Source organism: Bacteroides luhongzhouii, assembly GCF_009193295.2.
Lineage (GTDB): Bacteria > Bacteroidota > Bacteroidia > Bacteroidales > Bacteroidaceae > Bacteroides > Bacteroides luhongzhouii.
On sequence record NZ_CP059973.1, the window covers coordinates 1,236,314 to 1,252,942 of the forward strand.

Here is a 16,629-nt window from a genome sequence, read left to right on the forward strand (position 1 = left end):
AGAACAAGGTGAATTTTAAGCTAAAATAGAGGGTATATTATGAGAAATACTTTTTAATATAGTATTTCTCATAAGCTATTTATTTGATTATTTGTTGTTTATCAGTCATCAATGAGAATATGAGAAATGAAAATGAAAAATCGTTGGCAGAGCGCTGAATTTTTAATTGATGTACTCATGACTGCACCGTTCTTGGCTTTTTAGGCACCATATTGAATCACTTCTGAAATATTTCAGGGTATTTCCTGATAAAATAAACAGGTGTACAACTCCAAGCGTGGCAATAGCTGTTGATAGGATAAAAATCGTATGGAGAAATAAAGTCGTTTGTAGGATCGTATGCCTCCCAAAAAGTATCAGCTCCTTTGGCGATCATCCCTCCCCAATAATTGACTAAAGCCTCTTTTGCTTCGAGGTTCATCCCGCAATCTATCAGTGACTGAATATAATAATGATACATATAAGGAGTGCCGGGATAACAAACATCTTGCGTTGTAGTCAATGCTGATAAAGCCTTTTTGCCTTCGGCTTTACCGGCAACTCCGCTTAAGATCATCCATATTTGTGAAGCATAGGAAATCTGCTTGTCACCTGTTCCGACGAAAAGGCCGGTTTTCCGGTTGTATAAGTTTTTTCGGGCAGCCTTTATCATTTTGTTAGTTAATGCAGGCAAGTCGGCAACTTCTTTTTCTTTTCCGAGCAGTTGAGCCAATTTGTAGGATTCCTTTAGCGCAAATATAGATACTCCTTGTAAAGGAACCTCTTTATACAAATCCTCTTTCCAATCGAAAAACACCCACCAGTCTTTCTTTACTTTCTCAAAATCCATCAATCCATCCGCCTTGACATTGGTACGGACAATATCCAGCTGCTTTTTAGCCACAGGCCACAAGTCTTTGACAGTTTCCATATCGCCCGTTGCTTCCAGGTAGTCTTTTAATGTTACATTATACAGTAGCGCATATTCATAAAGAAACTGTTTGTCCTGAGCTCTCGGTACAGGATTTTCAATTACTGTAGCCAACAGATATCCGTTCAGATCGCTCAATCCGGCTAATAAATACAAACACCGCTTTGTAAGGTCGTGTTGTTTGTAAGAATAATTGTTGCCAAGGGCTTCCAGGTATAAATCGCCGATCCAAAGACGCTGATCTCTTTTCGGACCATCTTCGTAAACGGTTTGCATACATTCTTTCAGTGTATTGAGCCCGACACGATCTATTTTCCTTATCATGGGATCAACTGTCTGCGGAAGCTCTTCAGGTATATTTTTGGCAGAAGTTTGAGCCATACATTTCATATCATGTATGTTGAAATCATAATAAGGAGAACTGCCCAACAACTCGATTTTTACGTAGCGGAAAGCCAGCCTGCGTGAAAGAGTGACTGTTTGCGGCACATACATTACAGAAACAACTTCGTCCTGAAGCCATGCCCTGCTTAAGCCTTCTTTATAAGAATCAAAAGGAACAGCCACTTCCGAAGGAACTTCCCCGAAAGTCAATTTAAACCTTAACGGACCGTCGGCTGCAAGTCCGGTGCTTCTGACGGAGAAACTAAAATATCCGGTCAGATGCTCTCCGAAATCAATCGTAATTTCTTTTTTCAGTCTGAAAGGCATAGAGTATAAAGAGTCGATAGGACTGACATCTACTGCTTTGTATTTCTGAAACGATTGTGCGTCGGGTACAATATCCACTACTTTCAGCGGCTTTTTCTCTGTGATGATAAGTTTCGGTTTATATTGTTCTGCTTTTTGTAGCCACTGCTTACGGTTGTTCCCATAATAGTCTTGTGCAAAACAAGCCAATGCGGTGAATACCAGTGTCAGGCTGAATAAGATCGGTTTCATCATATTATTAATTCTCTTTGCTATCTATTACGTTCCAATTCCTGAAGTCATACACGCGTGATTCTTTTCCATGCGAAACATTCAGGAAACGTCCGTTCACAGCTTGTTCCATCCATGGGTTTGAATACAAAGGCCAATTTTCATAATCTATCTTTTCTCCGTTGACAAAACGTCCGTAATTATAGATAATTTTCAGTGTATCACCGCTAAGTGAGTGATAAATGGTCTGTCGATATTCCGGATTGGTAACGATGTATTCCAGTTTCGTTGTTTTCAGTATATCTTCTGCAAACAGGTCTAAAGCTGTTTTCGTTCCTGTGGGTTGATATTTATCCGGCAAACAGGTCTCTATGACTGCGGCAGTACCACGTTGGTCGCAGCGTAACATCTTATGTTTTACTCCACGAAATACCCGGTCTTCGTCCCAGGTGTATGGATGACAGAATTTTACGGCAAACAGAACACTTCCCCCGTCAAAGAATATCCAACCGGATTCGTCCTCTTTCATTTGTTTTATCGCGTCGATAGGCACAACTCCTGTCACATACGGATGAGGTTCTTCCGATTCTATTTTATACATGGCCAGCAACGTACCGTTATGCTGGAGCACTTGTTCGCGGCAAGTAGCTCCGAAAAGGCTTTCGGCTGATCTACCATAATGGCTGATGTGAGTCAGGAAGAAAGTACTTGCCGGCGCATCCGATTCCCACACCAGTTTCCACCGGCGCATCTGCGCGCTCCATCCCAAGCTGATTCCATCCCATTGACTAGCCAATCCATACGTTTTGTTGATATACGTATATTTCTTGAATCCCCATGGATAGTTGAGTTGTGCAAATGGAGTCATATCATGCGATTCTTTATGCACGTATGCCTTCTTTCTATCCGACGCTATATGCTGTATAATCTCTGGTACACGATAGGAAGAAACGGCTGCCAGTACAGAATAAAAACCTTCATTGTTCACAATCAATTCTCCGTTTTCATACTTTTGCTCTAATACCGGATTGGGACCACCACCAAAAAACAACCAGCCCAAAAGTGGATAAGGACTCATCATGTGGGGAGAACAAGCAAAATAATATTCCCGTAAAGAGGAAGAGATGAAATAACCATTCAACCATTCGGGTGCCATGTTAAGTAAATGCCATTCAAGCGTCATTTGCACCTGTTTCTTAAATTCAGCATCCTTGCTGTGGTCGTATAAAGAAAGAAGGCAAGTGATATAGAATGTGCCGTATGTAGGAGAATCAAACTCTTTGATACCATAACGTACTGTCTTATCCATTACATCCATCAGTACTGAACGGCAATGTGTCATTACCGTGTCGGCTTTCCCCCAGTCGGGGAAAGCCAGTGCGGTAAGATATCCAGCTGTTTTAAACATTAGTCTATGATTTTCAGTACTTCCATCTGCCAGGTAATCCTCGCTCGTCATGCGTTTCCGTACCTTTTCTTTCAGTTCTTTCGTGTACACAGACTGAAAGCGTAGGTACGCATCGATATTCTGATGACAATCGAACATATCGAAGGGTGCATCTTCCTGCATCCGGTTCAGCATATCCAGGGCATACTTGACGTCTTTCTTTGTTTCCAGACGAGCCAGAACGAATCCCATTGCTGTCTTGATATCATTATCTCCCCAATATTGGTCATTCGGCCGAGCTTTGGAGTAATAATCAAGGAGATACTTTTTCCGCTCGTCAAAAGAAGACGCAGAGGTGAGAGAGAGAAACAGAAAAGCAAATGCCAGTAAAATCAACAGCTTTTTCATACTTAATATCCTTTACTTTGTTTCATTAATGGATTCGTTCTTAATTCACTTTCAGGGATCGGAAGATAATAGTCTTGTGGATCGTAATGTACAGTTCCTGCCTTTGTTGAAGGATATTTGGCCAATTCCTGTTCCAGTATTCCCCAACGGCAGATATCATACCAACGGGTATTCTCAAAGAATAATTCTTTGTAGCGTTCTTCTTGAAGGATTTCCATGGTGACAGTTGAAAAATCTTCTCCTTTTGTACCGGGTACGTCATAGTTGCTTTCGCCCCATGCGCGGCGGCGGACTTTGTTCACATACTCGGTAGCCACATCTACAGAGTTCAACTTGAGCATTACTTCGGCATACATCAGATAAATATCTGCCAAGCGGATGATATCTACATTCTTGGTCGAGAATACAGGTGAAGACACGTTATAGAAGTCGGTATACTTGCGTGCGTAATATCTGTAATCGGGCACATTCGTATCTGCCTTTATAAATGTAATGCCGGTAGTGGTTGTACTCCAAGCCTGCCATGTATAATCGTATAATGTAGCTTCATACAGACGCGGATCGTCGCCGAATCGTGCAGCAGTACGTTGATCGACGAAATAATTGTTCCAGGCACCCGGAGCTCCTCCGAAAATACGAACCAGGTGATGTTGAGGGGCATCATCATAGGCACTTCCTGATGAGAGATAATATTGCAGGGAGAAGATACATTCAGGATTATTGTCCGTATGCTGGATGTAATCTGTAAAGTTGACCGGTTTGTCCAATTTAAAGCGGCTATCACCTATAACTTTCTCAAACTCTGTTTTGGCATTGGCAAAGTCACTCATGTATAGATACACTTTTCCAAGTAATGCGTGTACGGCGGGTTTTTGAGCCCATCCTTGGTCTTTTGTATAATCAGTGTCTGTATAGCCGGGTCCGGGTACTGCCATATTGACCGGAATCTGGTTGTCTCCAATGCAGGTTTCGGCTCTTTTCAGATCTTTGATTATTAATTGATAACATTCTTCAATAGTTGATCTGGCTGTAATAGCATTGCTAGCATCTGCAATACCTTCCATCAGAATAATTCCTTTCGCATCCTTATTGTTTGGATAAGTTCCCCCGAAAGAAGGTCCCTGTTCTCCGAATAGGCGTAATAGATCGAAATGTATAAATGCTCTTAAGAATAGACTTTCACCCTGAAAGTTCATTACCATTGTCTTTTTCTCTTCATCCAGCGCTTCCAGGTCTACGTGGTCTATCAAGTCCAGCATGAGATTGGTAGAAGCCAAAGCTTTGTAATATTTAATGTAGGCCTCTTCTACATTCTTGTTGCTGGAAGTAAGCCCATTGATAGCCCATTGATTCCGTTGTTCTTCACCCAGCCAATCGATATCCATTTCATGCGACATGGTTGCCATATATTCGGTTTGTCTTCCATAAAGATGGATAGAACCGAGTGACCTGTAAGCACTTCCTAAAAACTCGCCTAACTTGGCAGGGTTTTTTTGTATAATTTCTCCAATATTATCGTCCGATACAGACGTTGTTAGAGGGTGATCCAGAAAATCGCTGCATGCTGATGTCAGAAGCAGACATCCTGCTATGAACATATATTTAATTTTCATATTTATATTTTTATCTGATTAAAAACCAACATTAAGACCAAATGAAATAGAACGGGATTGCGGATATTGTGTTAAATTATACACTCCCTGTTCGGCATTGTTATTGCCTATAAATTCAGGATCAAATCCTTTGAATTTAGTAAATGTCAGTGCATTTTCTACTCCTACATAAATTTTCAGTTTTGATAATTTCATTTTAGATACTACTGATTTATTGAAATTATATCCTAGCTGAATGTTTTTTAATCTCAAGTATGAACCATCTTCAACCATGTATGAGTTGGGCAATTGATAGTTGTGGGTAGCATTTCCCAGACGAGGTTGGCTGGTATGAGGATTGTTGGGTGTCCATGCATTCCACACATCTGGAGTTGAGTTCCAGTCAGCGTTCATATTTTCAAGGCATTGTTTGGTATTATTGTATATATCTCTGTCTGCTACTCCCTGCCAGTTCATGTTGAATTCAAAACCTTTATATTCCAGGTTCACATTGAATCCGTATACGTATGTTGGCCAAGGGTTACCTATTGAAGTCATATCTTCATCATTGATACGTCCATCTCCGTTCAAATCTTTAAATTTAATATCTCCCGGGCCTATATTTCCTGCATCGTATGCTACGCCCCATTTTTCCATTGATATCGCATTCAAAGCATCTATTTCCGCCTGTGTTTGATACAGTCCGTCTGCTACGTATCCCCAAAATGCTGCTACTGGTCCGTCTACGAATGTACGGTTGAAACTTCCTCCGGACAAATAGCTGGCATTGCCCGTGTTTAGCACCTTATTCTTGTTGTATGAAATATTTCCACTTACGAGGTAGTTGAAATGATTGATTGAACCTCTGTATGACAAAGCCAATTCAATACCTTTGTTGCTGATTTCCCCTTTGTTTAATTTATAAGTATTGCTACCAACACCGACATGTGAAGACATTTTTTGTTCAATCAATGCATCGCGTGTTTCCTTATTGTATAAGTCGATAGTAGCAGTGAAAGCATTATTCCATGCACCAAGGTCTATTCCTATATTAGTTATTCTTGTTTTTTCCCACGTTACGTCTTTATTTGGAGTTTTTTGGGCCAGCCAAGTACCGTTGGTTTGCAATTTATATTCTTGTCTCCACCAGTTTTTGTCGATACTGTTGTTTCCTATTTCTCCGATACCAAACCTTAGTTTCAGGTCATTAATCTTTTCCATTTTAAAGAATTTTTCATTGGCTATGTTCCAACCGATAGAGACGGATGGGAAGAAGGCACTTCTTTTGCCTGGAGCAAAGATGTCACTGGCATCATTTCTGAAGTTTGCTGTCAGCAAATAGCGATTGTCATAAGCATAAGTAACACGTCCGAATATGGAGTAACTACTTCCTGTTGCCCAAGCGTTGGTGCCGTCTCTATATTTGGGATCGGCAAGAGCGGTACTTCTTAAATCTTGAGCCGGTATGCCCCATTCTGCATATCCTGATGCGTCATCATTGCGTGATTCTCTTACTTCGAAACCGACCATTGCTCCAAGGTCGTGTTTACCAATCAATTTATTATAGTTTACGTATGTATTCAACAAATAGGAAGTACTTTGATTATGAGAGTAGTCCAATTGGTGTCCCTGGATATTTTTTCCTTCCACAAAGTCGATAGAGTTGGTTGAGATGCCTCCAAATGTACTATATAAGAATTTAGAAGTTGCATGATTATTGAGTGTTCCTGTCAGGTTGGTAGTCCATACCAACCCTTTTATCGGGGTGATGACTACTTGTAAATTTCCCCATGCAACATTCCACTTTTCCCAATGATCTTTCAGGTCTGCGCTTTCCAGCGGATTTCCTCCTTGCCAGTCGATTGTTCCTGCAAATTCATCAGTGAAGTATCCGTATCCTGTACCCATTGGGTTGGTGTCATCATATACATTCATGGCTGGATTAGCGCGTAGAATGTATTCCCAGTTTAATGCATTGTGTTTTCTTTTCGAGTGACTGAAATTTACCGTCTGACTGAACTTCAACCATTTTAATGGAGTTTGTTCGAACCGGGCTTTAATGGCCCACTTCTTGTAGTTTGTATCTACATAAGTACCTTCGTCATTCTCGTACATCGCAGAAAGGAAATAAGATGATCTATCGGAAGCTCCGGAAATGTCAATGCTGTGAGAATGTTCTATTCCGGTACCAAACATCACGTCTATCCAGTCTGTATTAGGTAACTGGGATACTTCGTTTGGAGTCAGGAAATAGAACGATTTAATGTCATTAGTTGTAGGTTCGCCTTTATCCGGATTGTTAGACATCCATCTGGCCTTGTACATGTCGATGTAACCTTGGGTTCCCAGCATTTCAGGAAGTCCGAGGGCGTGGTTCACTTTTACGTAACCATTGTAGTTCACCGCTATTTTTCCTTTAGCACCTTTCTTGGTTGTCACCAACACGACTCCATTGGCTGCCTCAATTCCATAGATGGCTGCAGATGCGGCATCTTTCAATAACTGGATGGATTCCACTTCGTTAAAGTTGTCCAGCGGCATTCCGGGAACTCCATCGATAATCCAGAGCGGAGCGGCATTGTTCAGTGTTCCCACACCGCGCATATATACGGAGGAACCTTCACCGGGTAATCCGCTTTTCCTTGATACATAAACGGGAGCTTTCCCTTGTAGAGCTTGAGAGGCGTCATTGGTGGCCATTGTATGTAAGTCGCGCGTGCCCAATGATGTAATAGAACCGGATACATTCGCTTTCTTCTGTACACCATAACCCACAACAATGACTTCTTCCAGTTGCTTAGAGTCTTCAATTAATACGACTTTCAGATTCTTGCTTTGGTTATTTACCGCGATTGTCTGTGTAGTGTATCCTACATAGCTGAAAGTCAGGTTCCCGGTCGCATTTCTCAGCGTAATTGAGAATTTACCATTTATATCGGTTATTACCCCATTTGTAGTTCCCGCCTCGGTTACTGTAACACCTATCAGAGGCTCATTCTGATCTGAAATAACAGTTCCGTTGACGACTGTTGTACCTTGTGCGTTCATATATTGTATTCCCGTCAGGAATATCAATATCAGAAGCTTAATTTTTAAGTACTTTTTCATTGTTTTAAATTTTAAAGTTATACAAAAAATGAATTTTGCTGTAAAATTATTGCTTTTAGGTCAATGTAGCCGAATGAAAAAAGCAATAAAGTGAAAACAAAACATGAACAAAATACAAACAAAAGCGCTTTCATCGGGAGTTTGGCTGATGGTCGCTGTTTTGTTTATCTCTCGATTAGGATAAATGTTTTGTGTCCTGGGGTAATTGTATCAGGAGTTTGTTTTTTCTTTGTAGTTGTTATGAATTAAATAGGAATGAACTTAGGGGTAATTTTTTGTATATGTGGTTGTTATATTGTTTTGTTCATGTTTTGTTTGTGTTTTGATTTTCCTTTTTCTCTTTTTTCTTAGCTTTTTGTGGGCGTATGTATGAGGAATTCCGGGTAAATTTGCTTCGTAAATATTTGAGAAAGATGAAAAAAATAATATGGACCATCATGGCGTTATGTACCCTATCCGGGTGCAAGTACGAAAATAGCACAATTAGTGCGGATAGTTTGTTAGACTTTGTCGATCCGCTGATAGGAACGGGCGGACATGGACATACATTTCCGGGAGCAGCATACCCTTTCGGAATGGTGCAATTAAGTCCCGACACAGGACTTGAAGGATGGGACTGGTGTGCCGGTTATCATTATTCCGATAGTTCAATCATTGGTTTTTCTCATACGCACCTTTCAGGTACAGGCCGTTCCGACCTGATGGACGTAATGTTGATGCCTACAACGGGAAATTTGAAATTAAGTCCGGGATCGAAAAGTAAACCGGATGAAGGGTATCGCTCCCGTTTTTCACATGACGAGGAGTCTGCATCTCCGGGATATTATAAGGTAAGGTTGAAAGATTATGATATTATGGCTGAACTGACAGTATCTCCTCGTTGCGGTTTTCATCGTTATACATTTCCTGATAGTAAATCTTCTCATATTATATTGGATTTATCGCATCATTTTGCAACTGACTCTGTCCTTTTTACCTCTATAAATAAGATAGACAGTTGTACGATAATAGGTGAGAGAACAACAAAAGGTTGGGGTGAGCCCGGGGAAAAATACTGGAGTGAACAACAACTGTTTTTTGCTTTAAAAGTATCCAAGACATTTGACCTGTCCATTGCTGCAGATGAGCAATTTATCAAGGAAAAGCAAGCTTCCGGTAAAAATATAAAAGCTATTCTTAATTTTGAAACCTCGCCCAATGAGATGGTGTTAGTAAAAGTAGGAATTTCTGCTGTGAGTGCGGAAAATGCACTCCAAAATCTTTCGGAAGAAATACCGCATTGGGATTTTAACAAAACGCTTAGTGAGACACAGGCAGTTTGGGAAAAGGAATTATCAAAGATTAAAGTAGGAGCCCCTGATAAGAATAAAACAATTTTTTACACAGCTTTGTACCATTCTTTATTGGCTCCTTATTTATATAATGATGTGAATAAAGAGTACTTGGGATTTGATAAACAAACACACATGGCCGAAGGGTTTAATAATTATACGGTGTTGTCGCTGTGGGATACATTTCGTGCTGAAAATCCATTATTAACACTGATTGCCCCGGATAAGGTGAATGATCTGATACAATCCATGCTTGCGCAATATGAACAGTATGGGCTACTGCCAGTGTGGCCATTGTGGTCAAGTGAGACAAATTGTATGATTGGTTATCATGCTGTCCCCGTCATTGTAGACGCTTACTTCAAAGGAATAAGAAATTATGATGTGGAAAAGGCATATCAAGCTATGAAGATGTCAGCCATGCAGGACAACTTTGGCGTGAAAGAGTTGAAACAATACGGTTATATTCCTTACGATATTTACAATAAATCTGTTTCTACCGCTTTGGAATATTGTTATGACGATTGGTGCATAGCTCAAATGGCGAAAGACTTAGGTAAGATAGACGATTATAACTATTTTATGAGACGGTCTTCCGGTTATAAAACATACTTTGACAAAGAATATAAGCTAATGAACGGTTTTTCCAGCAAAGGTAGCTTTCGTCGTCCGTTTGATCCTTTCTTCTCATCTTATGGAGAATGTGATTGGGTAGAAGGGAATTCATGGCAATATTCTTTCTTTGTTCCTCATGATGTACAAGGATTGATAAATCTGTATGGAGGCAGCGGAGAATTTGCCAATGCTCTTGATACTTTGTTTTCCATGCCTATGGGTGTGTCAGGTCATGATGTTCCGATAGATATAACCGGACTTATCGGTCAGTATGCGCATGGTAATGAACCTAGCCATCATGTAGCTTATCTTTATAATTATGCGGGGCAACCTCATAAGGCTCAACAGCGATTGCATGAAATCATGTCTACTTTATATACCGATCAGCCGGATGGATTGTGTGGTAATGAAGATTGCGGACAGATGTCGGCTTGGTATGTTTTCAGCGCGATGGGATTTTATCCTGTGAATCCGGCAGAAGGAATATATATATTGGGAAAACCGATGGTAGAAAAGGCTGAAATTTCTATTGGAGACAAGCTTTTTAAAGTAAAAACAGTAGGCTGGAGCGATGAGAACATATATGTGCAATCAGTGAAACTGAATGGTAGAGCTTATAATAAACTTTTTATTACGCATGCCGATATACTGAATGGAGGAACCTTGGAGTTTACGATGAGTTCGGTTCCGGGTAACTTTAAACATGCTATATTACCCCCGTCTATATCCGAAACTTTGAACGAATGATGAGAACCCCGAAGATTCTATTATATCTCTTTATATCTTGCTTGTGTTTTGGTTGCAAATCTTCTTTGCAAAGAGAAAGCCGGATAGAAAAACAAGATGACGTGTATGTTTTGTCTTTCGCTAATCTTTCTTTCAGTGTATCGGCAGGAAAGGGTGGTAGGATTGTTTCTTTTAAATGTGAAGATAAGGAGTTGTTGACTCCTGATTCTGTACATAGCAAGTATTACGGAGCAACGTTTTGGCTGTCTCCCCAGTCGGAATATTGGCCTCAATATCAGTGCGTTGATGAGTTGCCTTATCAAGCAGAGGAGGATAAAAGAACTCTTCGGTTGGTAAGTTCGCCGGATTCGATAAGCGGTGTGTCTGTCACCAAGGAGTTTTCTATATCAGAAAGAGATTCATCTATCTTGATTAATTATTCTGTTCGGAATGTATCTCGTCAGCTAAAGAGACTGGCTCCTTGGGATGTGACGAGAGTGTATGGAGGTTTGAGTTTTTTTCCTGTAGGAGAAACGAATCAGATGAATAAATCTGATGTAACAGGAGGCTATGAAGATAAAGGTATGGTGTGGGTTCCGTGTCCGGATGGTACTAATGAACGCGGTCAGAAGTTATTCTCGACTGCTAAGGGAGGTTGGATGGCACATTATTATAGGGGACTTTTGTTTATTAAATGTTTCCCGGACATTAGGCCGGATGAAGCTCCTCCCGGGCAAGGCGAAGTAGAAATTTTTGTAGCACCGAAGGGGCGCTATCTGGAACTCGAGAATCATGGAAAATATGTAGAGTTGCAACCTGGAGAGTCCTTAATATATCGACAAAAATGGTTCTTGAAAGATGTATCCGATAAAAAACAAGCTGATTGGATTGACAATCTGAAAAGACAGATGAATGAGCAAAAGGTGCATTGGTAAAATTTGTCCTTTCCTGTATTTACAAGGGGGGGTGAGTCAGATCTGTCCGTTCTCCACCATCAACACCACACGTTCTGTTAGTTTATCCTCACCTTGCGGATCATATTCTTTTTTTAAACTGGCTCCGAACAATGCAGCAAAAGTCTGATAGAACCCTGCTTTGAAAGGTCCCATAAATGCTTTCACCAGTTCATAACTAGTCTGGTTGCTCTGGCGGTCCACCAACTTTATCAATAACTTTCCTTGTGTAAAAGAGAGCTTTTTCATTCGGGCGGTATATTGATCTTTCAAGCCTTTTTCAACCCGTTTGATATGTTTTTGGCGGGCTTTCTCATTGGGTAATGTCTGAAGATATTCGTAAGTTTCGATGATAGCCTGGTTGATTTCCCTGGAGATAGGATATACCTTTTTCACGTTGCGAACCAGTCGATAATATTCCTGGCGTTCCTTTTCATTTTTGAATTTAAGAGGTTTGAAGATGTACACAGTCGGTAACTGGATAGATGGGATTGTATCTCCGTTGTAGATGCACATCGGAACCAAATATCCATTGATGCTTTGCTTTTCCTGCGCCTTCAAATGCGGTGAACAGTAAACAATAGCAAACAGCGTCATTACTACTATGTTAAGCCTTCTTTTCACGATACAAAAATAGAATTAAAATTTTATTATTCAGACATTTCTCTTCGATGTTAACCTATTTAAAGTATCTTTGCGGCCTTATCTGTTAAAAAGCAGGAAGAATAAACCATTTTATTGATGAAAGCTACTCAACTATTACGGTTGATAAGTATTATAAACAGCCTGTTAATAATTCCTGCTTGTAGTGCTCAAAACCCTTCTGAAAGTCTTTTAGAAGATATTCTTGAAGATTTATCTGTTAATAACGAAACTGATAACTCTGTTAATACTCCTAATTGGGAAAATGAATTGGAAGAACTTTCCAATCGTCTGCAAGAACCGGTTAATTTGAATGTTGCTACCCGTGAACAACTCGAACAGTTTCCTTTCCTTAGTGATATTCAGATTGAACATCTGCTGGCTTACATCTATATACACGGACAGATGAAAACCATCTATGAACTTCAACTGGTAGAAGAGATGGATAAGCAAACAATCCAGTATTTACTACCTTTCGTCTGTATAAAAGCTATTAACAATGAACCTGCTTTTCGGTGGAAAACTATGTTGAAAAGCGCAGCGGAGTATGGAAAGAATGAACTGCTAACTCGCTTTGATATACCATTTTATAAGCGAAAAGGTTATGAACATACCTATTTAGGACCTTCTGTTTATAACTCTGTGAAATACAGTTTCCGGTATAGTGACCGACTCTATGCAGGAGTCGTTGCTGAAAAAGATGCCGGAGAACCTTTTGGAGCTTTACACAATCGCTACGGCTACGACTATCATTCCTTTTATCTGTTATTAAAAGATTGTGGACGGTTAGAAGCATTAGCTGTTGGTAACTATCGGCTTAGTTTCGGGCAAGGATTAGTGATTAATACTGATTATCTAATGGGAAAAACAATCTATGCCTCTTCTTTCAACAATCGTAATAGTGGGATAAAGAAACACTCTTCCAGCGACGAATACAATTATTTTCGGGGAGTGGCCGCCACTGTTGCCTTATCTAAAGATTGGGATATTTCTGGTTTCTATTCACACCGTTCATTAGATGGAGTAATTGCTGATGGGGCAATCACCTCTATCTATAAGACCGGACTGCACAGGAGTCAAAAAGAAGCAGATAAAAAGAATCTGTTCACCATGCAATTAACAGGTGGGCATGTGAATTATCAACACAACCGTATCCGACTGGGTATCACCGGTATTTACTACCTTTTCAACCGACTATACGAACCGGAATTAACAGGCTATTCCAAATACAATCTTCATGGAAACAACTTCTATAATCTGGGAATAGATTATGCTTACCGCTGGCGTCGTTTTTCTTTTCAGGGAGAAACAGCAATCGGAAAACAAGGTTGGGCATCTTTGAACCGTTTGCAATATTCACCGGTTCAAAACACTCAAATCATGTTGATACACCGGTTTTATTCTTATAACTATTGGGGCATGTTTGCCCATTCTTTCGGTGAAGGAAGTACGACACAAAATGAACAGGGATATTATATCGGCATGGAAATTTCTCCTTTTGCCTATTGGAAGTTTTTCGCTTCATTCGATTTATTTTCCTTCCCTTGGAAAAAATACAGAGTGAATAAACCCTCTCGTGGAACAGACGGACTGCTTCAAGCCACTTTCACTCCACGCAGCCATTTATCCATGTATCTGAAGTACCGCTATAAACGCAAAGAACGGGATTGGACAGGTAGTAAAGGAACACTAACACTTCCTATTTTTCACCACCAACTCCGCTATCGTTTGAACTATTCTGTAGGAGATGTGTTAAGCAGTCGTACAACTTTAGATTATAATCATTTTCATTCTCAGGACAGAGCTGCTAATAAAGGATATCAGGTTACACAAATGATATCCTCCCAACTGCCTTGGGCCAGGCTGTTTGCTGACGTTCAGGGCAGTTACTTTTTTACAGACGATTATGATTCGCGCGTATATGTCTCGGAAAGCGGATTGCTCTATACGTTTTACACTCCGTCTTTCCAAGGTCGTGGATTTCGCTGTTCTGTTCGTTTCAGATATGAACTGAATAAACATTTTCTGTTGATAACTAAGTTTGGCGAAACAGTCTATTTAGACCGGAATGAGATCGGTTCGGGCAATGATTTGATCTGTGGAAATAAAAAAGCAGATGTACAAATGCAACTGCGTATTAAGTTTTAATGTATATTTGTCTGCCAAAAATAACAGAAGAATACGATATTAAATGGATGACAGGGCTACTTTTGACAAAATGTTTAATGAATGGTATGCACAGTTTGTATATTTTGCATATTATTTTATAAATGACGCTGAGGTATGCAGAGATATCGTAAGTGATGCTTTTGAGTATTTGTGGCGTAATTATGAAAAGATAGAAGAAGCGACGGCTAAAACTTATCTTTATACAATCGTTCGCACACGTTGCATTGACTATCTTCGCAAGCAAAATATCCATGAAGAATATGTAGAGTTTACTTCGCAATTAACTGATAAAATGATAGAAACCGATTCACAACATTCTGATTCTCGTATTTTGCGTATTCGTAAAGCTATGGAAAAGTTGACTCCTTATAATTATCATATATTGGAAGCATGCTATATTCATAATAAGAAATATAAAGAAGTGGCCGAAGAATTGAATGTAAGTGTTGCGGCTATTCATAAGAATATAGTAAAGGCTTTGCGTATTCTTCGCGAAGAATTGGGTCAAGAGGGTAACCGGAATAGACTTTAAAACGTAAATATATATATTGAATACATTATTTATGGATGAAAAGAATATAAATATAAGTAAGTCGGAAGAAGAACTTCTGAAAATTATGGAGAATCGTTCTCATATAACTGCTGATCAATTGCATAATTTGAAAGAAGATGAGGAATGTTTGCAAACGTATGCTAATTTGACAGAGGTTGTGATAGAGATGCAGAAAGAGCAAAATGTGCTGGCAATTGATGTCCGGAAAGAACTGGCAGATTTTCGTAATAAACATTCTAAGAATGATCGAAGAAAATATAGACACATACTGTGGGCTAGTGTCACAGGTGTGGCGGCAACTGTTATTATAATTTTGGTTTTGCGTGCAATGATGATTTCGTCACAACCGGAAATCATTAAAGTGTTTCAAGCCAATCATGTTGCCCAAGAAGTTACTTTACAAGTGAATGGTGAGAAGGAAATAAAACCACTAAAAGAAGTAGTAGAATCTTATTCGTCTTCCTCTACTGCACAGTTGTCTTCTAAAGAAATAGATTATAGTCGTGCTCTTCTTCAGACAGAAACCAAGGAAGTAGGAAAGCAGAAAGTACAGATACATAGATTAAGTATTCCCAGGGGAGAGACATTTAAAGTTGTTTTATCCGAAGGGACTGAAGTCTTCTTGAATTCGGACAGTCGTCTGACTTATCCTACGGTTTTCAAAGGAAAAGAAAGAGTTGTCTCTTTGGAAGGGGAAGCCTATTTTAAAGTTGCTAAAGATGCAGAGCATCCTTTTATAGTGAAAAGTGAAAATCTACAGGTTCGTGTATTGGGAACGGAATTTAATGTGCGTAGCTACTCTCCTACTGATGTCCGTGTTACGCTCATTACAGGAAAAGTGGCTGTTAGCGATACTTGTGGAGTTCATACTGTTGAAATGATGCCGGGACAAAGTGCGCAACTTTTTTCTGACGGAACATTTGCTGTGAAAGAGGTGGATATTGAATCATTTTTATATTGGAAGGAAGGATTTTTCTATTTTGACGATGTTGCTCTGGTTGACATGATGAAAGAAATAGGACGTTGGTATAATATAGATATTGAGTTCCGTAATAGCAAAATCATGGATCTTCGTATGCATTTCTTTGCAAATCGTCATCAAGACATCTTTCACTTAATTGAATTATTGAATCGAATGGAGAGAATACATGCTTATTTTGAAACAGGAAAACTAATTATCGAATAAAAAGCAAGCAAAAAGATATAAATCTGAATAGAAATATATATTTCTGAAAAAAAAACTCTTTTAAGGGTAACCATTCTTTTTTAAACTTCGTATACAATTAAAAGAATGAAATATTATTTAACTATTCG

Annotated in this window: 10 protein-coding genes; 5 read left to right on the forward strand and 5 right to left on the reverse strand. The window is 39.5% G+C overall.

Annotation, left to right across the window (positions count from 1 at the left end; genetic code table 11):
• Positions 1-217: 217 nt before the first annotated feature.
• The 4 genes from GD631_RS04495 to GD631_RS04510 are packed head-to-tail and all read right to left on the reverse strand — an operon-like array spanning position 218 to position 8,326.
• On the reverse strand, positions 218-1,852 hold the full coding sequence (locus tag GD631_RS04495) for an alpha-L-rhamnosidase-related protein (RefSeq protein ID WP_143258956.1): 1,635 nt from the start codon (positions 1,850-1,852) through the stop codon (positions 218-220).
• 7 nt (positions 1,853-1,859) lie between these two features.
• Positions 1,860-3,626 carry a hypothetical protein gene (locus tag GD631_RS04500; protein ID WP_143258808.1) on the reverse strand — a complete coding sequence of 589 codons (1,767 nt, stop codon included), beginning with the start codon at positions 3,624-3,626 and terminating at the stop codon, positions 1,860-1,862.
• A 2-nt stretch (positions 3,627-3,628) separates the two neighbouring features.
• The gene (locus GD631_RS04505; protein WP_143258807.1) at positions 3,629-5,239 is read right to left on the reverse strand and encodes a RagB/SusD family nutrient uptake outer membrane protein; all 1,611 of its coding nucleotides are present in this window, start codon (positions 5,237-5,239) and stop codon (positions 3,629-3,631) included.
• An 18-nt stretch (positions 5,240-5,257) separates the two neighbouring features.
• Positions 5,258-8,326, reverse strand: a complete 3,069-nt coding sequence (locus GD631_RS04510) for a SusC/RagA family TonB-linked outer membrane protein (protein WP_143258806.1) — start codon at positions 8,324-8,326, stop codon at positions 5,258-5,260.
• Between the two features lie 413 nt (positions 8,327-8,739).
• On the opposite strand from GD631_RS04510, the gene GD631_RS04515 reads away from it, so the two are divergent.
• Entirely contained in the window at positions 8,740-11,019 is a 2,280-nt protein-coding gene (locus GD631_RS04515; protein WP_143258805.1) for a GH92 family glycosyl hydrolase, read from the forward strand.
• A complete protein-coding gene (locus GD631_RS04520; RefSeq protein WP_143258804.1) occupies positions 11,016-11,933 on the forward strand; it encodes a DUF4380 domain-containing protein in 918 nt (305 codons plus the stop codon). The genes GD631_RS04515 and GD631_RS04520 overlap by 4 nt, the downstream gene beginning before the upstream one ends.
• 36 nt (positions 11,934-11,969) lie before the next feature.
• Here GD631_RS04520 and GD631_RS04525 read toward each other — a convergent pair whose 3' ends face one another.
• The gene (locus GD631_RS04525) at positions 11,970-12,548 is read right to left on the reverse strand and encodes a DUF4294 domain-containing protein (protein ID WP_143258803.1); all 579 of its coding nucleotides are present in this window, start codon (positions 12,546-12,548) and stop codon (positions 11,970-11,972) included.
• A gap of 144 nt (positions 12,549-12,692) precedes the next feature.
• Between GD631_RS04525 and GD631_RS04530 the strand changes: the two genes are divergently transcribed.
• The 3 genes from GD631_RS04530 to GD631_RS04540 are packed head-to-tail and all read left to right on the forward strand — an operon-like array spanning position 12,693 to position 16,501.
• Positions 12,693-14,741 carry a helix-hairpin-helix domain-containing protein gene (locus tag GD631_RS04530; RefSeq protein WP_143258802.1) on the forward strand — a complete coding sequence of 683 codons (2,049 nt, stop codon included), beginning with the start codon at positions 12,693-12,695 and terminating at the stop codon, positions 14,739-14,741.
• Positions 14,742-14,784: 43 nt separating this feature from the next.
• A complete protein-coding gene (locus tag GD631_RS04535; RefSeq protein ID WP_143258801.1) occupies positions 14,785-15,294 on the forward strand; it encodes a sigma-70 family RNA polymerase sigma factor in 510 nt (169 codons plus the stop codon).
• 31 nt (positions 15,295-15,325) lie between these two features.
• Positions 15,326-16,501, forward strand: a complete 1,176-nt coding sequence (locus tag GD631_RS04540) for a FecR family protein (protein ID WP_143258800.1) — start codon at positions 15,326-15,328, stop codon at positions 16,499-16,501.
• Positions 16,502-16,629 lie beyond the last annotated feature (128 nt).